Here is a 22,179-nt window from a genome sequence, read left to right on the forward strand (position 1 = left end):
AAATAAATCACTAGTCAGTTGCGCGAATCCGCTTCTTTTTTATCAAGAAATCTGGAGTATAACAACAATTAAGTTCATACTAGCATGAACAACAAATGATACTAGTAACCTATTAGTACGCACATATACTACAGCAAGTACAAGCCCAATTAAAAAATATCCAAATATAAAAGGAAAGTCAAAATGCATAATAGAAAAGAACAATGAGCTTATTAGTATACTCCAGGTTTGTTTAAACTTTCCAGTTAAAATATTTATGGCCGCATAACGAAAAACAAACTCTTCTACTAAAGGTGCAAGAAGAACAATTGAAACTAGTGCCACAGGAGATATTGCTGCTGCAGCGACTGTACTAGACGTATTTGCTGATTGCGTAGTTAGCTGAAATACACTCTTATCTAAAACACTACCAACCATCTGCGCAAGAAATACTACTATGATCCCAACTAAAATCCATACAAATGAATTTCTTGATAATTTAATCGATAACTTGGGATCATTCATTAGTTCTTTACTATATATAAGAAAAAAGATTATTAATGTAAGTGAAAATCCAATTAGTTCCCAATGCACAAGAAGTTGTTGGATTGCTTGCTGTTGGTTTCCCTGAATATCATACCAGCCCGTCTTCGCTAGCAATTGTACACCTATAATCCCAACAAATTGAGTCATTACAAAATAAATGAGTATGATATAACCTGATTTATGTATATTACTATTATTCATGTTAATGTATTCGCCTTTCATTTTTTTATTTAATTAACGATTTTGTTTTTAATAACGAACTTTCATTGGATCCAGTGATGTTTTTCATTCGTCTTTTTTATAAAATTTTCATGTTATTTTTGTAAGGCCATTTCATTTTCTTTTTTAACACGTTTTCTATTACACCAGTAGCAAAGATTGGGACCTTTATGATTCATTGATGGTCTATATAAAGTTTTAACTGGCTTGCTGCATTTTGGGCATTTTCGTTTATCATATTTCACGATTTCATTCCCCTCTCAAATAAAAATTTTGTTTAGTTCTTGCAGTCAGCTTTTTGCTAACTTCCTTTTTATTTACGATCGAAGAAAGATAAAAATTCGCTGTAGCTAAAAAGTTCAAATTCTCCCGTGTCACTTTTAACAGCTATACCTACATCCTCTGGTGTTCTAAACATCTTGAAATCTTCATAGTTAAACCAATATTCTTTATCAATACTGAATCCTCTTAAATTGGCTTTTGGTACGACGTACATCCAATCTCTAAGATTTATTAGTAAATCAATTGAATCCTGTAAAAGATCTAGAGTATCATCCATATATATTCCCCTTTTCTCTTAAATAATTATTTTGTTTTATTTCATCGATTTTAAATATCAGATAAATTATAAATTGAAGCATCTATATGCTTAATAATAAAAATCTCTTTTTTAGAGTAACTACTATGGTTGCTAAAACTATGAACCTCAAGAGAAGGAAAACGCTCTGTAAGCATCTTTATAAGTAATGAACGATTTTGATGATTGTCGATTAAATCCAATTTTTCACTCCGTCCTTTTTCAAAGTCGGCAAATTCAAATCCCATTTCACGTAAATATTGAATGTGTTCCTCTCGGCTCCTTTTATCTGTTACAGGAGTTTTACTGAAAGAACGACAATGTTCTAACATAAAGCTAAGTTTCACTCTCATTCCACCATAGGGATAATACTTCGTATCATGCACATGATTAAAACCTTCTGTATTCCACCATTCACTAACAACTTCAGAAAGATGTTTCAACTGTTCTTTTAAACCGTCAACTGGTTTATCGGAACCTAATTTACCCTGTAATTCATGTATCTTTTGATTCGCCTTTTTAATCTCCGCATAACGTTTTTCTTTTTCTTCCAACAGATATGATTCGTAATTTAGTACTTTTGCTGCTTCACTAAAATAGCTTTCTATCAATGATGGAAGTGTTTTTGACATTTCGATTGAAAGTAAATCTTTACTCACCCATTCACGTAATTGAGCATTAGCAAAGTGTATATCCTTTAACACCTTCAGTAATACAGATTTTTGATCTTCATTCAATTCCAATTTCTTATCGTCCATTTCCCCAGCTCCTTTATTTTCAAACAACGCTTTGGTTAATTATGATAATGATTCTTTTGCTATTCGATTCACATCTTTAACAATTGCATTATCTACTCCATTTGTTATTCCTTTTATTAGTTTTAACGATTCTTGGTATTTTTCGTTACGCATTTTGTACTCTTTATATGCCTTTGATGTTTGCTCTAAATTCCACAAAGCATTTAAACGATAATTATTAATGTCATAAGCCATGCTCAGTAATTCATTTAATTCAGATAAACTAACCTCTACCACGGTCTTACTATTCTCAAAACGAGATTTTCCATTAGAGAGTTTATTTTTAATTGAATCAATCTTTTCTTTCATAAACCCACCTACTTCTCTACAAAATTCATATTTTATTACATTAAGAAATTACAAATAAAGAATAAAAATTATATATATTAATTATATAATTAGGTACCCATACAGTTATCTCAGACTACCTACTAAAATCAAGCCGCTTGCCGATGCTTTAATCCCATTTCAAGCGCACCAGTTCCACCAAATCCCGGATTAAATAATAGTGGGACATCATACTTCTTTGCGTACTCTTTTGCTACATCAATTGATACATGGCCACATGCACCTTTTTGAATGACAATAACATCGCATTTTTTTATAACACTTCGAAAGGTTTTCTTTACGCCTCCGTGATTTTTCCCATCATGGAAAATAACCTGGCAGTCTCTTTTTTTGGCCAACTTCTCTAACGTTCTTCCATTTGATCCACCTAAAACTAGAATTGTACTCATTCCCATTCACTCTCCTTATCTTTCTTCTTTATGTATGTACTTGGTGATGTTAATAACACAAGTGTACAAGCTACAATATTCATTAAAACGAAACAAACTATTATTAAAATAATGAAAATCGGGGACAACAAGATAAAAATAAAGCCACTTACTACCAAACAGATGAAAATGAAGCCATTGCTCATGTCTTCGTAACCATCTAGCCCTTGTACAATATTCAAACTATGCATCCATGCTGTGATGCTATCCCAATTTTCTATTAACAGATAGCCACCACCCAACAAAAAAGCCCATCCAAGCAACGTTCCTAATAATCCAGAATTTCGTCCTATATAATACCCCGAAAAAAAATTCGCAGCTGTTCCAATTAACATTCTCATTTGTATTCCTCCATATCCATCTCATTTTAGCGTTATATACAAATTTCTTTTAACCATGGTTTTATTATATCAGAAAATTATGAATATTCAATAAATAATTTTGGGTACTCTTTACTTTTTTTAAAAGGGTTGTGTTTTTTCTTCCACAACCCTCATTTTCTTTTTAATCCACAGGTACTTCTTCTTGTCCATGTGGAATTTGTGCAATTGGTGTTACAATTTGTGCATATTTGTTTACCTGCACTTTAAATTGTCGTGGTTCCAAAAAGTTTACCTGTTGAATTAAAACTTCAATATGAAACGTATCAACTTTTTTCCCACGGTCAATTTTTGTAATTCGCGCATTGTAAAACTGATCCCCATTTAGGAAATATCGTTGAACAGCTTCTGTAGCCAGCATACGCTCATTACTGGTCATTTTCATCGGTTCAATACCAAATCCAGCCTTTGTAAACAAGTACGGTACATCATAACTACTATTAGAAATTTTTCGTAGTAAATCCTCTACAGTTTTTGTCTTTGCGATATATTCCTCTTCTTTTGTATCAAATCCCTTAGGCTTATCTCCAAGTATCTCGATTTCATCTTGATTTACTTGTTCTTCCTCTTGTACTTGAGATTTCATCATGTAACGATGAATAGTATTATAGGTAGCAACGCCGACTACTAACACTATAATTCCCAATATAACAAAGTACTTACGAGGCAGATTCGCTAACACATTCATGACTTTCTTCATTTCTTCACATCCCAAATCAGTCTATAACATTACGGATTTGCGACATATGTTGTCCTCTTGCCGTATAGTTTAGACCTGTAATTTGTACACCCTTATTATCACCAATATGAATCATTTTCTGATTCCCTAAATAAATAGATACATGATTAGGATTTTCATAGAAAATTAAATCTCCTGGTTGTGCACGTCCGATATCTGGCACCTGTTTTCCTTGTCCAATTTGAGCACCTGTCCAATCTCCAAGCTGGACACCTATACTAGTTTTAAACACATATTGTGTGAATCCAGAACAATCTGCACTACCTGCAGCTGGATTTCTAGCACCGGATACATAGCTTACTTTCCCTTGCCCAAGCCATTTTTTCGCTTCTTCCAGTACCTTTTGTCGTTTAGCATTTGTCATTGTAGGAGAGCCACCAGATGATAACCCTGGATCATCATTTTTCTTAAAGAATTTCATTGGATCTGTTGGTTGGTCATTAATACGAATTTGGAAATCTAAATGGACAGCGTATCCATTCATATTAAGGAAACCTGAATCTCTATCAAAGTTAGAACCGCCCATTTCCCCAATAACCTGTCCTTTTGTCACCATAGTTCCTGGTGCAACTGATATTTTACTCAAATGTAAGTAACGAGATACAATACCATTTCCATGGTCTACATAGACACCTAGACCGCCACCGTTTACATTTCCTGTTTGGTTTGTTACAATACCCGCTTCCATCGACCATACGGGGTCCCCAGCTTTTCCGGCGGTCATGGCCCCAATATCTACAGCATTATGTTGTTTTCCACCACGAACTGCATCAAACGTATCTGTAATACGCCCTGATTTCGTTGGCCATTTCCAACCTTTATCAGAAATCCATTCTCCAGATACATCCGCCACACACCCCAAATCTTTGTAATATTTCAAAACTTTGGAAACGTACGTGTAATCCCCATAGCACGCATTAACCTTTGTCCTGAAATTATTCGGATCGGAGCAACCTGCTGGGTTTAAATGATTCTTACTTCTCGAGAACTCAATGGCTGTTTCCTCTGAATAGCCACCCTTTGCTAATGCATAGATAATGAATCCTGATCCAAATAGTGATAGGTAAGGTTTTGACATCATCTCCACCTTTTCCCCCACTTCACACCGTACGTGAGACTTTCACCTCATACGGCGCTCCATCTAATTCAATTGACCAACTTTTGTATTGAAGAAAAGATAGGATGTCGACGCGCTGATATTCTCAGCTTGTCAAACATCACTTTCTTATCTTCAATAATGTCGTACTTATTTAAGATTGATTTTGCCTTATCTGAATCATCGCTATGAATTGCTAAGTGTATGTCTTCTAGTACAATTACCAGATTCTCATAATTGTCCTGTCCCCCAAATTCCAACGGAATTTTATGATGACAGTGCCAACCTACTAATCCAACTTCTTGTTTCGTAATGGCACATTTTCCATACTGTGCAATAAACTTTGCAATTCTGTTATCGTTGTATTCTACTGTTCGATGCTTCATATAAAAACGCTGTACATGTCGGAGTGTCTCCCTATCTACGGCTTTTAGCGTATCATGTATTTTCTCTCTACCTTCTTTTGTATAATTTGAGATAGACTGAGTAAAATTTCTAGCCGGTTTGTGCTTCTGCGCATGGATAGGTAGTAATACGATGTCTTTGATTTTATACAATTTAGGATTGTATCGTTTATATTTTTTCCTTAATACAGTCGACATGTCACTCTTAGTGGCTTTTTTCCAATCTCGCCTCAGTCGATTATAGAGTGTTCTTATGAGATGGCAACTCATGTGATCTAGATCGTGATTTATATGTGTGGCGGCTGAATAATAATTTTGTATTCCCATTACAGTCGTGTTAAATCGCCATACTGATTCCGGTGTTTGTTCTCTGCTTATATCTTTAACAGCCTTTTTCAGCTTGCTATACGCATGTCTTCTGGATTTTACACACATTCTGCTATGAGCCACATGTTTGTTTCCTTTCTTATTTGCCTTAACTGTAAAGCCTAAAAAGTGACTCGCTTTTTTCCTCAAATTTATAATCTTTGATTTTTCAAGGCTAATATCCAGATGTAGGCGTGTTCTAAGAAAGTCTTTTGTTGCTTCAAACATTTTTAAAGCCGTTACATAATCACGACATAATATTTTTGCATCGTCTGCATATCGAATTAAGAAACATTCCTTTAATTTGCTTTTCTTTAGCGCTCGATATTTTTCACTATTTCCCTTATATGGATGTGAGGTCTTTATCGTTTCCCATTGGTTACTTACCCACCAATCTAATTCGTTGAGTACGATATTAGATAGAAGCGGACTTAGTATTCCTCCTTGCGGAGTACCTTTTTGAGGAACACCCTCATTTACAATTTCTGCTTTCAGTAGTCTTGAAATGATAGAAAGTAATTTCTTATCTCGTATACCTATCGTCCACAATTGCTTTAGAAGTTTTCCATGATGCACATTGTCAAAGAAACCTTTAATGTCTATATCCACACAGTAGTGAAATCCGTTTCCTTTTCTATTCACTAAAGATTTCATTCTCGCTAGTGCATGATGTGTACTTCGGTTAGGGCGAAAACCGTAACTATGGTTATGAAATTTCGCTTCACATATTGGTTCCAATATTTGCAATACACATTGCTGAAATAATCTGTCCCATATGGTTGGTATCCCTAAAGGTCTACGGTCCCCATTTGGTTTTGGTATAAATACGCGTCTTACAGATTGTGGTTCATACCAACCAAACATCGTTCTTACTTTTTCTATCACTTCATCCGTTGAAAGCATTTTAATATCATTAATTGTCATTCCATCTGTTCCAGCTGTCAGACTTCCCATATTTCTTTTTATATTTCGATATGCTAAACGTATGTTTTCATCCATCTTCATAAGCTCTATTAATTTATAAAAGTTGTTACCGTTTTGACTTTGCTGATACAAGTCATCTAGTGTAGACTGCATATCATAATATTCAGCGTGTCTAAGCTTTTCAGTTTTCTTTATAAGTCGGATCTCCTTTCAGAGTTTACCTTTTTTAGTCTCACAAGAACCTTATAATTCGACTGCGTAGCTTTTTGAAACGGTTGGTCAATCTTTCATCAGACTAATGGCTATCCCTCTGCAATGTTTCCATTGCTTCACCGGTACTATGCCATCACTCTCACCACCATAAATGAAGGTTATACGTTTGCTAATCTCACAAACACCTTCCCTTCAAACACTTCCTCGAAGATAAGTTCTCCATGTTGGTGGCTTTCCACGTTCCATTATTTCTATCTATGCATAACACTTTTAGGGTTCTCCTTTAAGCCTACTGACTTGATGTCGCCTATAACGACATATGGACTTTCATAACAACTATTTTTACTCATCCACATCAGCACCACGCTCGTGGCACACACATTTCTATGTGTCATCGTTCTAGACCCGTACATTCGAAGATTCGTCAGATTCTGCCTACCCGTTGGTTTTGTTGAATCCATTCTACCCATGAGTGCTTTTTAGACTCCCGGCCTATAGGCTACACCATCCACCGCTGGACAGTTTTCGTAGTATCGAGATACTTTAACGGTAGCTCTCAGCCGACTTCACCGAGCTTCACACAACTACAGGCTTATCTTTTGTATGCTGCATGTCGGAGTATCAGAGGAAGCCCTTCAAGGCGTTACCCTATCATTTGACTTCTCGAAATAATAGTTCTGCTGAATATTGAATCAGCGCCTAACCTTTTCAGTTAGGAACGTGTCGCACAATTATAAGATTGTAAGGCTAGGGCTATATCTCCATTCGCCTTTGCTAACACATCTTTAAATTCTTGTACGCCTGCTTCAATAGAAATGTTGGGATCTTTAATACATCCTACACGTGCGTTCCCCTTGACACCTACACAAGATGGGCTCATGTCTCCATAATGCCCCTCTGAAGCCTGCATCGGGTCATTTCCTGCTCCACCTGATTCCTGCATCATTTGGGCAGCCAAAATACCAACATATTGAGCAACACCATGTTTTTCTGCCATTTCTTTAATTTTAGGAAGGTATCCTGTAACTTTTGCATTAAGGTTAACAGGCTCCCCGCCAGGACTCACATTACCTACACACATACCACCAATAAATCCACCAGTAGTAGGAGCAAGATGTCCATACATTCCTTCTAACATCCCGGCTTCTAATATCTCACGAGCACGCTCTTTTTGACTTTTACTAAACTTTGCGAGTTCCATGGCTTTCTCTAGCCCATGAGAAGATGTTGTCACTTTTTTACTTCCACTTGCATTAATCTCATCTATTTTTTTCTTAAAATCTGTATCTCCTAATATCTTTTTTACATCTGGTCCGGAGTAACTTTCAGATTTGGTTTTTTGCATCTCTTTTTTCTTTTTTTCACAAGGACCATTCGGTCCTGCCTCACATACCTCTTTTTCCGTATATTCTTCATATTGGATATCCAAGAAATATGATATAGAATCATGTGGATCTTTACCAGTCAAATCATTATCATATCGCGCCATGTCAAAAGCGACAACCTCTTTCCAATCCACATTTAGCACCATTGAAACTTCCATATATTTTTTTACTTGTTCTTCTGTCTTATCTTCATCATCGGTAAAAGGTACAAAAGAGACTAAAATCACACACACAGCAATAATTACTCCCATTACCAAAGCAGCAGGTACTCCAACCACTGCCACAACAGCACCCACAATTTTTAGTATACCTGCTTTTAGCATTTTGGCAGCAGCTTTCGCTGCCGCCTTTCCTGCTTTTCCTGCCAATTTTGCCATCTTCCCACGCGCTTGCATCCCTTTTTTCTTAATAAAGTGGGAAGCTATATCTTTTAAAGGGTTACTTTTTTTCTGTTCATTTGGATCGTTAGGATTTTGACTCATAGACTTATCACACCATATTTTCCATTTTGAGAATTTCTTCCTCTTCGCTGTGCCAAGCGAGGATTTGGCGCAAATGGAATCAGATTTTGTGGGTCATGTTCTGATAAATTCAGATGCGTCTCTGTACGAACAACTTCATCCTGTGTATGTGTTACTAAGGTTTCTTCTCTTGGCTTAATACTACTATCTTTCACTTCACAAGCTCTTTCAATCCTTTGGTTTGCTTGTAAGCGCGTATCTCCTTTTCCAAACGGCGAAATACGTGACACTGTACCGTCTGTTGTTGTCGCAACCATATAACTACGATCTCTTTCTACCACCATTTGTACATTTTTATAACCACCTTGGTCTAAATCAGACATATAGAAGTGACCATTGTCTACCTTGTGATTGACCGTAAGTGGTGGTTCATTAAATACCGGTTTCTGTTGTAACGGTCTTTGATTTTGGTTTCCTACTAATTGATTTGGATTTACATTGATCGAGCGATTGATATTGATTTTGCCACCACTTGAATCTTGTATATAGGCTGGAGATGCTTTCGTACCATTACGATACTGCGTTAATTGTCCGTCTGAAATATTTAAGTCCTGATATACCACTTGTCCAGAGCGTATACTACTATCTCCACTACCATAACGAGATACCACTTGCGTCATACCACTCGAATCTTTTGCTTCAATCCACGATTTATTATTTGTCGTCACAAGACGTACTGCACCTTGAACAACCGATTGTTTTCCGATAGCATCCGTTGTTGTTGGTACCATTCTCTGAATCTCTTGAATTTCTTTTGCCTCTGTTTGAACAGCTTTGTTATAAGGATTATGTTTACTTACCATACGTGCAGTCGCTTGATAAGCACCCGCACCACCAATCACACCTGCGGCGTAACTTAAGCCTTTTGTCACATTATAGTGACGCTCTGCTGCATTCCCACCTAATGACGTATTAACAGCAGCAGTAGTCCCACTTATCACTCTTTGTACTGCATTTCCTCCGGATTGTTGTACAGCACTCGCAGCACTAAAGTATGCATTTGATACCGTATCAATGCGATCCGCAAGCATAAGGTGTTTCGCACCTTCCATTACACTCATGCCAAGTTTTGTACTTTGCTGCGTCATACGTCCCACTGCTGAAGTTGGGATAGACATTTTACCAGCGCTTTGTGCAATATTTGCTACACTTGTTGATGCATCGGCATAAGAGCGTTCAATTTCCGCAACGGAAAGATCTCCCGCACGTGCGATACTCGCTTGCGTTTGTGTCGCAGCATATACAGCTTTATTGATTGCGCCACCTGTCGCAACACCATGTGAACGAACACCTTGAATCGCACTAGTAATTCCAGAATCTACTTGTTGGCTCACCGTTCCAAGACTTGCATGGCTTTGTAAACCTTTCGTTAATTGCGAAGCAAACGCATCTTTATTAATATACGATTGATTATGTAGACTCTTACCACTCGTATCTTTTGCCTGTACAGGCATCGCTCCCGCTTGTACTGCCGCTTGTTGTGCGACTGCTTTAAATTCATTTCCTTTTTCATTCAGGTGAGACTGCCAAGCTTGCTCTTTTTGTGGTTGAGACATAGTTGGGGACAAGTTTTTCATAAAGCTTGCCTGTTGTTCTGCTGCATAGCCTTGTTTAAAGGATTCTGTAGAGGCTTGTACCAGGTTCCCAACATTACTTACTTGTTTTGCTTGCTGACTTCCTGTTCCACTTGTCAAACCGTGCGTTTTCACACCGTTGACTGCCTGCTGAATGCCTGCTGTACTGGATATCCCCATTGCATTTAAGCCAGGATTTTTTTGTAACTGTTGTGATAAATGAGAAGCGAAAGCTTTTTTATTCGCATAGTTTATACCGTCTTTTTGCTGTACAATACCAGCTGATTCCGCCGCTTGTTGCGCATGATTTTGAAATCCTTGTACTTTTTGATCCAAATGCTTATTCCATGCGGCTTCTTTTTCTTGTTGCGGCATATCTGCAGGGAATTGTTTCATAAATCCTGCCTTATGGTCTGCACTATATGCTTTCTTAAATGCAGCAGTAGAAGCACCGACAAGAGCACCTACTTGTCCCATATTTTGATGGCCACTTTCTAACGTTTCTCCTTTTACATCCTCGACTGCTTTTCCGACTTTTCCTAATGCAAGCCGGGAAGCAAACGCATCTTTATTCACATAGGACTTATCAAACAGATTGTTCCCTTGTTTGTCCTTCGCATCAACTGGCATGGCTCCTGCTTTTGTTGCCGCTTGTTCTGCGTGGTTTCTAAATCCTTGTACTTTTGTGTTCAGATGGTCGTTCCAGTGTTTCTCTTTCTCTTCCGCTGACATATTTTCTGGTAACTGACTCATAAACGTATCTTTATGGTCTCCCTCATATCCCTTTTGGAATGCATTCGTTGCAGCGTTAACTAAATCTCTAGCATTTCCATATGGTGTAGCGGTTTTCTTCATATTTTGTAAATCTTGTTTCCGCTGATTTGAGAAACGAGACATTTGATCACTATTTGTTTTCGCTACTTTTTTAGCAATCTCTGCATCGGAAGCACCAGGGAATGCTTGTTTTAAACGACTTGCAACTGCAGAATCAGGATTATCTGCTTTCCAATTTTCAAAGTCTTTTGTAGCTAAATCCTGTGCGATATCTTCATCGGTTAATTCCGGATACGGTTCGCCATTTAGATTTGAATAGGTATCCGCACCCTTCTTGACACTCGAACCAATATGTTTTCCTAAGGCTACAGCCCCTTCACCAACTGCAGCAACACTTCTACCAGCCACTGCACCTGGAGCACTACCTAATGCACTTCCCACTTGAGATCCTGCTACCATCGCTCCCGGTCCAAGACCAGCTCCCGCTGCCATACCTGCAAGTCCTGTCGCTGCTTTACCAATTGAACTTCCAATTTGACCAGCTTTTAACATACGAGCTGCACGAGATGTTGTACCAACATCTGTCCCTAAATTCGCTCCTAGTGCATCTTTCGGGTTATCAGCATCTTCTTTTGTCTTTTCTTTATCCCCTTTATCGTCAGGTTTTGCTTTTGAATTACGGTAGTCATCACGAACACCTTTAACCAGTCCAGCCACACTTGCTAAAGCACCCATACCCATCATCGTACCCGCTCTATGAATACCCGCAGATGCATTGGTGCTAAGTCCAATAAAGCTTTTCACGATTTCACCAACTGGGATAAACATCGCAAGTAATATTAATTTTATAATAGGATTTTGCGCACCCCCAATAAGTGTAATAACTAACCATAGGGTAATTGCGTGAATCGCTTGAATTAATACTGCACCCATAAGTTCACGAATCCAATATAACGTCTGTTGTTTCTTTTGTGGGAACATCCACATTCCTACCATTACAGGGCCTAGTAACATTAATACGTATAGTGTCACAGCACGCATTAAATAATAAAAGTTTGCCCATATCATTAATCCAGCTTCAATAAATAGTCCGAATATGATAAACATATAATCATTTTTATGGTCTTTCATTGAAAGTTCTGTAATCGTCTTATTGTCTGCCAGTCCATTTTTTAATAGAGGTATTTGCTGATCTGGGTTAAAATTCCCTAACGCCTCTTTAAACTCTAATATAATCCAAGAATTTAGATCAAAAATAAAATTATAAAAGAAATCTAAATGCCAGAGGCAAATCGAGATAATCATTAAGTCTTTTGCATATTCAATTAATGCCGTGCGATTATTTGGATTCAGAGTCGTTGCTGAATATTTTGCTGCTGTAATCACTACACTGATGAGGACACAAAAAGCAACAAGTTTAAACATGACAGGCATACCGGTATCTAATACATTCGTAACTGCATTCTTTGCATATAAAAAATCTAGATTAGATTTATCTCCACCAAAGACTAGAACTGGAATAGTATCCATAAATCCATAAATAGGCGCTAGTAGGGCCTTTACCATATGGATAACAAGGCCACCGACCCAATCTATTATTTTCTCAAGCATAATTTCACCTTCCTTTACAAAGGTACGCTACTATCCTGCGTACCCTTGTACTTTCTTCATATTGTTTAGAAGCTCTTGAAGTACCGCTTCATTCGATTCAATAAACATCATTTCTTTATCTGATGGATCTGTTTGAATCCAAACCGAACTATCTCCGACACGGAAAATCCCTTCTCCTTTTCCTGGATTGTTGAGAATAATATCAAGCTCCCCAGCAGTTAAGTTAAAGTTCTCCTGGATCTTTTTCTTATCAATCTTATTTTGTTCTAAGAAGAAATAAGAGAAAGTAGATTGCAAGATACCACGCGCTTTCACATTTTCTAAAATACGAACAAAGTCCTGACTCGCCCAACACATACCAGCATTTCTTTTACGTGAACGACGTGCTACTTTTTCTAAGAAGTTAACCGTTTGTTCATAATCGATAAACTGCCACATCTCATCCACATACAGTACTTTTCGTTTGATAGCGTGTTCTGGACTCTTGATCCAATGCTCCCAGATATAGTTCAAGATAACGTGGAAGGCGATTGGTTTTAAGAACCCTTCTTCTAAATGACTAATGTTAAAGTTAACAACACGTGATTCATTTAATTGTGTTTCTACACCACGACCAAAATGACTTTGTCCATCAAATAATGGTTTTGAACCATCACGTAAGAACGGACGAATCGCTGCGATTAACTCTTCTGCTTTTACATCGTCTCCATGATGTTCTACTATGACATCGTAAATTTCTTTTAACTCTGGCTCTGGCTTTCTTACTTGAGACTGAATTAATTGTCCATCCACCTTCTTCACTTCATCTGTATATAAAGAAGAAGGATGTGAAGTAATACCATGTTTATCAAACACTTCACGGATTGCATCTTCTAGCATTGTACGTTGGAATACATTTAATCCTGGTTGATCAAAATCTTGTCCGCGTATAATAATGTCAAAGAATCCGAGTATTTCATTGATTTTCTCTAGAATCGGTACAAATCTTACATACTTCACGCCATCACGCTCTACCAGTTCTTTCTTATCGTATTGTTCCAGCGCTTCTAGTTCTTCATCTTTATCTGTAATTTGCAGTTCTGTTACTGCAATTGCACAAGGATTGATAATAATATTACTTTCAGGAGAAATGTTTAGGTTAATACCACCTAAACGTTTTGTAATTTTTACAAACTCTCCCTCTGGATCGATAATCATTGCATGTGTATCTGCAAGTGATGTTTCACGAGCGAGCTTCATTTTTAAAAGTAAACTTTTCCCTGAACCTGAAATTCCTGTCACACCAATGTTATAGTTTGGCGGGCGATAATCTGCATTACCGAATGAATTTAAAAATTCTACTTGGCCAGTAATTTTGTTCTTTCCTATTGGTATACCACCGTTAAATCTCCCGGATCCTGATACAAAGGGTGCAAATGTACATAGAGCACGTCTATCGATATTTCGATAGGTATCTTGTAAGGTATTTGGTGCACCTAATGGCATAACCGCTTTCAAACCACTCTTCACACGGTTCCAAGTACTCGCTATCTTAAAGTGAGATGCTTGCATTTCATCTTCAAGATATTCACATAAAACGTCTAATTCTTTCTTTGATTCGGCATACGCAACAGCCATCGTACTCACCATATAGGAGTCGTTTTCATTGAACTGGATTTCATCCATTAAATTGTTTGTATCTTGAATTTTTGCATCTAAGTCTTTTTCTTGGTCAATGTTTCCTCGTGTACGTTGGAAAGAAAGATTGGAACGTAACATCGTCAGCTGCATATCTAACGATCGCATTGCTTTTGCTTTAGGCTCTTTATGAATGTCGATCATGACATCCACTTCCCCAGCCGAAGTTAACATGTTGAGCCAATTGGTTTGCATCATACGCGGATATCCATCACGTGGAATATAAAATGGACGGAAGAACGTATTACTTCCTAAAGACTGCTTAATTACTCCATAATCTTCTGCGTCAATTTTCATTCCTTCTGGCGCAATAACATCAAACACTGTTGTTTGATTGTCTAATTGCGTCGGTACTTCTTCTTCCAGCTCTTCCTCCTCTAGCTCCAATTCATCCTTCTCTTCGGCTTCTACTTTTTTCTTTTCTTTTTTCTTTTCCTTTTTCTTTTTTCCGAATAACTTCATGTTTACGCCACCCCATTATTTGATTTTTCTGCTTTTTCTTCTGCTAGCAATTTCTTCATTAACTCTAGTTTTCTTTCATTTGTTTCCCCTGTTGAATAGAGCGAGAAATTCTCGTTTTCAATTAAATCCTGGAAACGAGCTTTTACGGCTTTCCGACGGTTAAATGCTACGTATAAAAGTTCTATTAATTTATCTTTCGTTAACATTTCTACATTAATTTTTGCTTTCGATAGTAGATTTCGGGATGCATTATAACGACGATATAGTTCGTTAAATGCCTTATCTACAATCTTTTCTTCTAATTCGTCCTCTGTATCAGCCGTAATCGTACTAATATCAACCTTGTATGGATAAATTAAATAACGTTTTTGTTCATATCGAGGTTGTGAACGCTGCCAGTACTCTAAGTTATCGATAACTTCTTGTCCATATAGAACCGTCTCTGGTGTAAGGTCCTTCGCACCTTTCATCGTTTCTGTCATTTTTCGTACAGGATCTGTTAAATCTACGAACTTACTTTGAATATATACTTTCGTATTAAACTCTAATGTGGTTAACCAGGATTCAATTTTGATATCAATCGCTTCTTGTTCCATATTGGAAAGTAAGTAATAGTTAACCGGATGTGCTTCCGCAATTAGGACAAATGTGTCATCATGATACCGAATCATGTGATTATCAATTTCCTTAATGTCTTCTACAAAATCCCGAAAAAAATCAACATTATCCTCATCAATCTCTGATTCAGCAGGCGTATTCTTTTTGTTTTTCTTTCCAGATTTTTCAGCAGTATGTTTCTCTACTCCACCTTGCTTTTTCCCCTTTTTCTTAGAACCAAACAGCGGTTTTCCATTCATTTTCCGATAAAAGAAAAACCCTACAATGGCTATCGCCGCAAAATATATCATTTCCAACATTTATAAATTCTCCTTTGCCCATGTAGTTGGCTCGTACCCTTTTCTCCACTTTCCTTTTTCGGAGCGGCTACGCATTTTGATAAGTAAAAATCTATCTAGATACATGTGTTGTTTTTCTTTATAAATAAACGCAAATGCTATTACACCTATTACCGTTGGTAGTGCCAAAATTAAGCAAATAAAAAATGCTACTACCGCATCAATAGGTGCAAACAACCGCCATAAAAATGGAACATATAAATAAAGGGCGGCCCCGCCACCTAATAGATAAATCAATTGGCGCTTACTTAATACACCTAACAGCGTTTTTTGTTCCGAAGTCATATCAACAGGAACAGTTACTTTTCTCATTTTGTTTCCTCCCTTGTATAAGAGAAGCTCTCCCCAAATGGAGGAGAGCTTGTACAAACTCTTATATTAGATTGTTGTAACCCAAGCAGCGATGTCGTACGCTTTGATCATGACAAAGCCTCCAATTGCCGCGCAAGCTAAACCAATCATAGCTTGTGTACGGTTTTCAGGGTTCTTCCCTTGTGCTCCAGATAGTTTAATAGCTGCAAATACAACGCAAGCTGCTACCCAAATTCCCCCAAAACCAATTAAGGTTTTCACCAAAGTGTTCATGCTTTTTTGAACGGTTTCAGCATTACCGCCACCACCATTACCACCAAGCCCTTTCGAAAAACTATTTTTTGCCAGTAAGAAATCTCCTACTGATGTTGTCATAAGTTTTGCAGACAACCAATTCAACATAATTCCTGCACCTCCGGATGTTTTTGCTCGCAAAACGCAAAAAGACCCCAATACACGCACACGTCCCCTAAGGACATGGCGCATATTGAGGTCTTCTCTTATATGCGAACTGATTCATTTTATATTTTATTGTAAAATCTTATTACGTTTATATTATAGCAATACGATTTTGAAAATACAACCCCTTATTTACACCAAAAATCAAAATAGTTCATTAAAATGTATTCTAAATAACTAGCTATATTCAATTTTTTACGACATATCTTTTTTTCTGAATGGTACAATAAAGGAAAAAGGAGACTTCTTCATGGGTGACTTAATCAGTGATGTATTTGGAGGGCTCATTATGTCCATTCCTTCAAAAAAGGAAAAAATGATTCGTAAAAACTTTAAATTATTGAAAAAAGAAACGTGGTTTAAAGAGATTGAACAAAGATACGGTAGATTAATGGTATTTAACCATTCCATTAGAGAATTTGTTAAAAAAGAGGATCTTGAGGCAATCTTAAAGGATGTTAAGAAGACTAATGAATTTCGTTATGAATTAGAGGGAATCCTAAAGCAAGAAAAAATATAGTTGTAATCACAAAATGGGCATCAATTAAAAATAATAAAAAATAGGTAATTGTTTGTAATCACAATTACCTATTTTTTATCATATATATTTACTATTAATTTTTTAAAATTTCATTAACCTCTTCCACACTTAATTCAGTGGCTTCCGCTACTTTCTCAATAGGTACGCCGACATTAATTAAATTGTGAATCATCTCTATCTTAGTTGCAATTCTAGTCTCTTCTGTAGCTTTTTTGGTGGCTATCTCTGCAGCTTTTTTCGCAGCTTTTTCTTCCGCCGTTTCTATTTCTGATATTCTATCTTTTATTGCTTTTTCTCTAGCCTCATATAAGCGTAAAAAATCCTTATCGCTACTTAAACGCTCCCAATCTTCTATTGCCTTTTTCAAAACTGGATCTTTTTCCATTGCTATCGCCTCCAGGATTGTTGTTAATCTCTCATCTTCATGCGCGGGAAATAATAATAACCAACGCGCTAAAGAGTCTTCCCATGGATTCATTCGTTCTCTTTGCCATTCTTGAATCACTTTTGGAATTTCAAGAAAATGCAACTGCATATTTTCTGTAATGATACGCTTAGATTTTTTGTTCATCACTGTATTAACACTATGAAACTCATGCTCTTCTGGAAACAAAATGAAATCCACTATATTAATACATATGGTTGGTCTTAATTCTGTGTACTTCATCCCTTGAGTCATTTGGGAATAATACATGCCTGACCAATAGAACAAAGAGCGCTCTATCATATCTTTTTTGTCTCGAACTTGAATCTCTATATTAATTTTTATACCATTATTTAGTGTAGCTCGCAAATCTAAAATAGACAATTTATCATCCTTCTGCTCTCTTGGAAGATGCGGATCGTCTAAATGCAAAGATGTAATTTCTTCATTAATAGATGATTGTAGTACCGCGTTAAGAAACCCAATTAATATATCTTCATTTCCTTCTACTCCAAACAAACGCTTAAAAGCATAATCAACTCGTAAATTTACTAGATTTTTTTTCATAGATGTATTCATATTCTCTTCTACCTTTCTTTTAGTTAATTTAAATCCTCTTTGTAATTGGATATAAGAAAAAGATAGAATTACAAACTCTATCTTTTTTAATCTATCTATTTATGAAAATATCAACCTACTATATGACTTTCACAATCTCTGAAATACAGGTTTAAATCCCGCTTGCATTGTATCATCCAGCCCTTTACCTTGCGTTGGGTTCCATGCAGCTATGATTACGTTATAGCCTACTCGCTTTAACTCTGTTGCAAAGTCTATAAGAGCTTTTCTTACTTTTTGATTCTCTACTAAATCGGCATCAAACGCTAAATAGACATTCTCTACACCCATATCCTTTAATACAGGCATAGTAATTCGCCAAGCGTTTACACCAGGAATCGCAAGAACTGTCGTTCCTACTTCAATAAGTTCTGCTTTATTAAATCGCTTTGGAATTAAATCAGCAATCAAATCAGCTTTCATGGGTCCTTCTGTGATCATTACTGATTTCGTTTGATGCAATGTACCAGACTTCCAATGTTTTAAATGAGAACTTGGTACCGCAACATGCACTGGAAGTGGATTTTCACTACCGCCTGCCCCAGTCCCTTGATTTTTGTTTGCTGATGAGAGCCATAGATACTTTTGTCCTTTATGAATCTTTACAACAATTTGTCCCTCTTGAAATGGAATCTCTACCTTTTTGCTCACTTCTAGTTCGCCTTCAAAGATACAATCACCATCTTTAGTTATCTTTACAACGTTAGGCTGCTCGATTAATTCCGCTTGAACTCCAGTAGGTGCCGATTTCACATGAACGGAGTTTTTCACTTCATCCACACGAACCTGCCACCCAACAATTTGATTGCACTGGTTTCGAAAAGGAATCAATATACCAGGAGATCCTGACATCAAACGAAGAGAAAGTTGACCTTTCCTCATCTCATAAAAACCCGGAACCCCCTGCCAACAGTTTTTATTCCCCATCTGTTTAAATAGCTGCTCCCAAACAGTCGTATACGTATTATCCTCCTCTAGCACAATTTGTTGTTTTAAGAAAGATCGATATTGACGTACTTGTATTTGTTCTTCAGTCATTTTTCTATCTCGTAATAAATGTGTATGATGATGCTCCTGTAATGGTATGAAATCCATTAACTTACGATTAAACACATCTAATTTCTCATTGCTTTTCTTATCATGAATCTGAACTTCATCCGCCTCAGGCAATTGATACTTATCTTTTTCATTTATGTAGTGAATGTAGCTTGGATTTCCCGTATTTTTTCCATAAATCCATTTACTTTCTACACGCGTACATGCTACCTTCTCTTGCGAAATATGAAGCATGCAATTACCTGTATCATGACAAATCGGACACGTAACACGGTAAAATTCCCACCAGCTACCTCTTGGATAAGCACTTGTTAAACGAAATTGACCTTTTTGAATGTTATAATTCATTATTCCCCACTCCTTGTATACTGTTTATTATATATGGAATTACTACTTCCATTAAACTCTTTATACTCCTATTCAGATATTCTCTTTGTTCTCCTAACGGATATACAAAAGAATATGTATCACAAACTAAATAATCATTTCTATGTTCTTGATCTAGCAAAGCTGATTCTACATATGCTTCAAATGCTCTAGCAAACATCTCATGATTCGTAGACCAATACTTTTTGGTTCTCTTCTTATCTAACTGAATGGCTGTATCAAAGTATACAGACCCTTTCGCTTGATACGATATTTCATTAAGTTTCTCGCCTGTTTTTTTATAGTGATAAGCAGCCAACATTTGTGCGGTTTTCTCAAATTCTTTTTCAACTTTACGTTCCATACGCGTCTTAGCTGCCCCTGATAAGGTATCCAGCTTTCTGTACGAACTTAAGTGATAGGATTCTAGAATACCTGACACATTCCCCTTATATACATCATAACTATTAATGACGCTACCATAGAAATACCACTTTCTAGCATGGGCATTTTCCACATTAATTACTCTGGCCACTTTTCCTTGTTTACAAGCATCTAGCACAGCTTGCACCCTATCTTTGATAATAGCAGGCAAGACATTTCCGATACTCTTCCCACTTGATAGGAAAGCAAGGCTACCATTTTTAAAATCATGACTACAATCATATAAGAAATGATCCAGTGAATGTCCCCATTCATGACACAATGCCCCGACTCCATTATCACGAGTTAAATTAATGACTTGGGTAGAAGGTTCATAATGTGCTAATGCATTGCCGCTTCCTCTCGCACCAATTGCCAGACCTAAGCGTCCCCCTAGCCCTATATACTCAGGTGGAATTCCCAATATACGGGCTACATCATGTAACGCTTCAGATACATGACTAATATGCTCTTTTGCATATTGTTCGGTGCAATAATGACCAAATTGCATCCCCTTCAATCCAAACATAGTAACTACGTCTTCAGGTTTGGTTGCAAATTCTATTTCTGGTCCTTTTCTTTGGAGGGTATCTGGCAGTTTCCTACTCCAAGCAGCTGTGGATTTCTTACGAGTCGTAACCTTTTTCGTAAGTAAATCATTCCATGTTAGTTCATGTGATACACGAAGGTACGTAGAATTAATACTTTTGGAATTTGTGCAAAGTGATATGAATTTCTTACCTAATATTAATAATTCCATACCATCTGCATCAACAAACTCATCAAAATATTCCTCTACCATTCTTTTAAATGTGTATGTTACATTCTTATTTTTTCTAAATGCAGACCAGCCATTGCTCATTTCCATACCATAAGAGACAACAAGATCTACCCATTGTTCTGAGGTATGTATCGACTGTAAATTATGCCATATTCTTCTACATGCCTGAACATATAGTTTCCTTGCAGTCGGTGTATCTACAATTGGCTTCTTATTAATTCTGCCCACTAGCAGTTGCTTTAACTTTGCAACACGTGGCGGGACATCATTTTCTTTTTCATGTTCAAAAGAGAATGTAATTAATGCGTTTCGATCCAATGTATTGAGCGCTTCTACTGGAGATTCTTTTTCAATTTCCGCTAAAATATCTAAAGAAAATGATGCTAAAAATGATGCTAAAAATGATTCTTTTAAGGCTCGTAGCTCTTTCTTAGCTCCTACTAATTTCTCACCAACATCATAGCTGTATCGATTGCGAACTTGTTTATCTGTCCTCACATCTTGTACTATTATGTTTTCTCTTACCTCTAAATCAAAAAGTTCAAATAAATCCATGCTAAAATCCTCCTTATTAAAATAAAAAGACAGAAATTCATAGTCGTTTTAACTACGGATTTCTGTCTTTTCCTCTGCCTGTATACTTTCATACGTTTTTGCAAATTACTCATTAAGATACACTCACACCCGTTAAAGAGAATAGATCTTCTTTTGTGGGGTTAAGTGCCTGTAACCAACTATCTACCGTTAGAAAGTTTACTTTTTTTAATTGCTCGCCTTTCTCCGCACGCTTAACCACCTCTAAACCTCCATGGTGATGTACAATCATTGTAAGATCATTTTTCTTGAAAATACAATCTTCATCAGTAGAGTTTATATGATGACTACGTAAAATTGGCTTCCATTTCTTTAGGGAATACCCTTCTATTTCTAAGAAACCGCGGATCGCAGTAAAGCGATAACTTGTCCCCCTGAAACATCGCTCCAATAAAAAAAGGAAATCTCGTATACATCCATTGAAATAGACATGATACAAATAGATTTCCCCTGCTTGTTTGGCTGCTTGCTGTGACAAGTTTGATGGTTTAATGGAAAACTGATAACAATCGCGTTCCCAGAATGCTCCTTCTTTTGTTACTCTCATTCGTAATGCACGCAAATTTGGCATAAAATCTTCTGGATGTGCAGAACAAAATATAGATACTTCATAACTCATTTTCATTTGA

General features: G+C 36.8%; 18 protein-coding genes and 2 pseudogenes. 1 reads left to right on the top strand and 19 read right to left on the bottom strand.

All coding sequences use genetic code 11. The features are described 5' to 3' along the window. Positions 1 to 42: 42 nt before the first annotated feature. The 15 genes and pseudogenes from C4S65_RS22700 to C4S65_RS22775 form a co-directional block, all read right to left on the bottom strand. Positions 43 to 726: a type II CAAX endopeptidase family protein gene (locus C4S65_RS22700; protein WP_098323952.1), complete on the bottom strand. Its 684-nt coding sequence runs from the start codon at positions 724 to 726 to the stop codon at positions 43 to 45. A 331-nt stretch (positions 727 to 1,057) separates the two neighbouring features. Beyond that, entirely contained in the window at positions 1,058 to 1,303 is a 246-nt protein-coding gene (locus tag C4S65_RS22705) for a hypothetical protein (protein ID WP_000342851.1), read from the bottom strand. Positions 1,304 to 1,353: 50 nt separating this feature from the next. After that, entirely contained in the window at positions 1,354 to 2,079 is a 726-nt protein-coding gene (locus C4S65_RS22710) for a hypothetical protein (RefSeq protein WP_000341108.1), read from the bottom strand. A 39-nt stretch (positions 2,080 to 2,118) separates the two neighbouring features. Beyond that, positions 2,119 to 2,427 (bottom strand): hypothetical protein, encoded by a 309-nt coding sequence (locus tag C4S65_RS22715; RefSeq protein WP_098277252.1) that lies wholly within the window; start codon positions 2,425 to 2,427, stop codon positions 2,119 to 2,121. 128 nt (positions 2,428 to 2,555) lie between these two features. Beyond that, on the bottom strand, positions 2,556 to 2,861 hold the full coding sequence (locus C4S65_RS22720) for a DUF2325 domain-containing protein (protein ID WP_103945468.1): 306 nt from the start codon (positions 2,859 to 2,861) through the stop codon (positions 2,556 to 2,558). Next, the gene (locus tag C4S65_RS22725; RefSeq protein WP_098323950.1) at positions 2,852 to 3,235 is read right to left on the bottom strand and encodes a hypothetical protein; all 384 of its coding nucleotides are present in this window, start codon (positions 3,233 to 3,235) and stop codon (positions 2,852 to 2,854) included. Before C4S65_RS22725 ends, C4S65_RS22720 begins: the two co-directional genes overlap by 10 nt. Positions 3,236 to 3,398: 163 nt before the next feature. Next, a complete protein-coding gene (locus tag C4S65_RS22730; protein ID WP_103945469.1) occupies positions 3,399 to 3,974 on the bottom strand; it encodes a hypothetical protein in 576 nt (191 codons plus the stop codon). 16 nt (positions 3,975 to 3,990) lie between these two features. After that, a pseudogene (locus C4S65_RS22735) lies at positions 3,991 to 5,067 on the bottom strand (NlpC/P60 family protein); the annotation flags it as partial. A 92-nt stretch (positions 5,068 to 5,159) separates the two neighbouring features. Further along, on the bottom strand, positions 5,160 to 6,956 hold the full coding sequence (gene ltrA, locus C4S65_RS22740) for a group II intron reverse transcriptase/maturase (RefSeq protein ID WP_103945471.1): 1,797 nt from the start codon (positions 6,954 to 6,956) through the stop codon (positions 5,160 to 5,162). Positions 6,957 to 7,746: 790 nt separating this feature from the next. Then, positions 7,747 to 8,883: pseudogene (locus C4S65_RS22750) on the bottom strand (lysozyme family protein); the annotation flags it as partial. Beyond that, positions 8,880 to 12,881: a hypothetical protein gene (locus C4S65_RS22755; RefSeq protein ID WP_103945472.1), complete on the bottom strand. Its 4,002-nt coding sequence runs from the start codon at positions 12,879 to 12,881 to the stop codon at positions 8,880 to 8,882. The pseudogene C4S65_RS22750 and the gene C4S65_RS22755, both read right to left, overlap by 4 nt. A gap of 30 nt (positions 12,882 to 12,911) precedes the next feature. After that, complete coding sequence (locus tag C4S65_RS22760) at positions 12,912 to 15,020, bottom strand: DUF87 domain-containing protein (protein ID WP_103945473.1); 2,109 nt, start codon at positions 15,018 to 15,020, stop codon at positions 12,912 to 12,914. A gap of 2 nt (positions 15,021 to 15,022) precedes the next feature. Continuing rightward, entirely contained in the window at positions 15,023 to 15,937 is a 915-nt protein-coding gene (locus C4S65_RS22765) for a hypothetical protein (RefSeq protein ID WP_103945474.1), read from the bottom strand. After that, on the bottom strand, positions 15,938 to 16,288 hold the full coding sequence (locus C4S65_RS22770; protein ID WP_001233520.1) for a PrgI family protein: 351 nt from the start codon (positions 16,286 to 16,288) through the stop codon (positions 15,938 to 15,940). A gap of 66 nt (positions 16,289 to 16,354) precedes the next feature. Next, a complete protein-coding gene (locus tag C4S65_RS22775) occupies positions 16,355 to 16,774 on the bottom strand; it encodes a hypothetical protein (RefSeq protein WP_001216651.1) in 420 nt (139 codons plus the stop codon). A 223-nt stretch (positions 16,775 to 16,997) separates the two neighbouring features. Here C4S65_RS22775 and C4S65_RS22780 point away from each other — a divergent pair, with 223 nt between their 5' ends. Continuing rightward, entirely contained in the window at positions 16,998 to 17,267 is a 270-nt protein-coding gene (locus C4S65_RS22780; protein WP_000502632.1) for a hypothetical protein, read from the top strand. Positions 17,268 to 17,361: 94 nt separating this feature from the next. Here C4S65_RS22780 and C4S65_RS22785 read toward each other — a convergent pair whose 3' ends face one another. From C4S65_RS22785 to C4S65_RS22800, 4 genes are all read right to left on the bottom strand, one after another. Next, positions 17,362 to 18,291: an Rpn family recombination-promoting nuclease/putative transposase gene (locus tag C4S65_RS22785; protein ID WP_103945475.1), complete on the bottom strand. Its 930-nt coding sequence runs from the start codon at positions 18,289 to 18,291 to the stop codon at positions 17,362 to 17,364. A gap of 129 nt (positions 18,292 to 18,420) precedes the next feature. Beyond that, positions 18,421 to 19,734 (bottom strand): DUF3854 domain-containing protein, encoded by a 1,314-nt coding sequence (locus tag C4S65_RS22790; RefSeq protein ID WP_103945476.1) that lies wholly within the window; start codon positions 19,732 to 19,734, stop codon positions 18,421 to 18,423. Continuing rightward, positions 19,724 to 21,511, bottom strand: a complete 1,788-nt coding sequence (locus tag C4S65_RS22795) for an LPD1 domain-containing protein (RefSeq protein ID WP_103945477.1) — start codon at positions 21,509 to 21,511, stop codon at positions 19,724 to 19,726. Before C4S65_RS22795 ends, C4S65_RS22790 begins: the two co-directional genes overlap by 11 nt. A gap of 112 nt (positions 21,512 to 21,623) precedes the next feature. Then, entirely contained in the window at positions 21,624 to 22,175 is a 552-nt protein-coding gene (locus C4S65_RS22800) for a hypothetical protein (RefSeq protein WP_000784222.1), read from the bottom strand. Positions 22,176 to 22,179: the final 4 nt, after the last annotated feature.

Origin of the sequence: Bacillus sp. ok061 (assembly GCF_900108285.1) — a bacterium.
Classification (GTDB): Bacteria; Bacillota; Bacilli; order Bacillales; family Bacillaceae_G; genus Bacillus_A; species Bacillus_A thuringiensis_S.

Bases quoted from the DNA above. Each gene is read 5' to 3' on its own strand.
- C4S65_RS22700 (WP_098323952.1), bottom strand. From the start codon at position 726: ATGAATAATAGTAATATACATAAATCAGGTTATATCATACTCATTTAT.
- C4S65_RS22705 (WP_000342851.1), bottom strand. From the start codon at position 1,303: ATGGATGATACTCTAGATCTTTTACAGGATTCAATTGATTTACTAATA.
- C4S65_RS22710 (WP_000341108.1), bottom strand. From the start codon at position 2,079: ATGGACGATAAGAAATTGGAATTGAATGAAGATCAAAAATCTGTATTA.
- C4S65_RS22715 (WP_098277252.1), bottom strand. From the start codon at position 2,427: ATGAAAGAAAAGATTGATTCAATTAAAAATAAACTCTCTAATGGAAAA.
- C4S65_RS22720 (WP_103945468.1), bottom strand. From the start codon at position 2,861: ATGGGAATGAGTACAATTCTAGTTTTAGGTGGATCAAATGGAAGAACG.
- C4S65_RS22725 (WP_098323950.1), bottom strand. From the start codon at position 3,235: ATGAGAATGTTAATTGGAACAGCTGCGAATTTTTTTTCGGGGTATTAT.
- C4S65_RS22730 (WP_103945469.1), bottom strand. From the start codon at position 3,974: ATGAAGAAAGTCATGAATGTGTTAGCGAATCTGCCTCGTAAGTACTTT.
- ltrA (WP_103945471.1), bottom strand. From the start codon at position 6,956: ATGCAGTCTACACTAGATGACTTGTATCAGCAAAGTCAAAACGGTAAC.
- C4S65_RS22755 (WP_103945472.1), bottom strand. From the start codon at position 12,881: ATGCTTGAGAAAATAATAGATTGGGTCGGTGGCCTTGTTATCCATATG.
- C4S65_RS22760 (WP_103945473.1), bottom strand. From the start codon at position 15,020: ATGAAGTTATTCGGAAAAAAGAAAAAGGAAAAGAAAAAAGAAAAGAAA.
- C4S65_RS22765 (WP_103945474.1), bottom strand. From the start codon at position 15,937: ATGTTGGAAATGATATATTTTGCGGCGATAGCCATTGTAGGGTTTTTC.
- C4S65_RS22770 (WP_001233520.1), bottom strand. From the start codon at position 16,288: ATGAGAAAAGTAACTGTTCCTGTTGATATGACTTCGGAACAAAAAACG.
- C4S65_RS22775 (WP_001216651.1), bottom strand. From the start codon at position 16,774: ATGCGCCATGTCCTTAGGGGACGTGTGCGTGTATTGGGGTCTTTTTGC.
- C4S65_RS22780 (WP_000502632.1), top strand. From the start codon at position 16,998: ATGGGTGACTTAATCAGTGATGTATTTGGAGGGCTCATTATGTCCATT.
- C4S65_RS22785 (WP_103945475.1), bottom strand. From the start codon at position 18,291: ATGAATACATCTATGAAAAAAAATCTAGTAAATTTACGAGTTGATTAT.
- C4S65_RS22790 (WP_103945476.1), bottom strand. From the start codon at position 19,734: ATGAATTATAACATTCAAAAAGGTCAATTTCGTTTAACAAGTGCTTAT.
- C4S65_RS22795 (WP_103945477.1), bottom strand. From the start codon at position 21,511: ATGGATTTATTTGAACTTTTTGATTTAGAGGTAAGAGAAAACATAATA.
- C4S65_RS22800 (WP_000784222.1), bottom strand. From the start codon at position 22,175: ATGAAAATGAGTTATGAAGTATCTATATTTTGTTCTGCACATCCAGAA.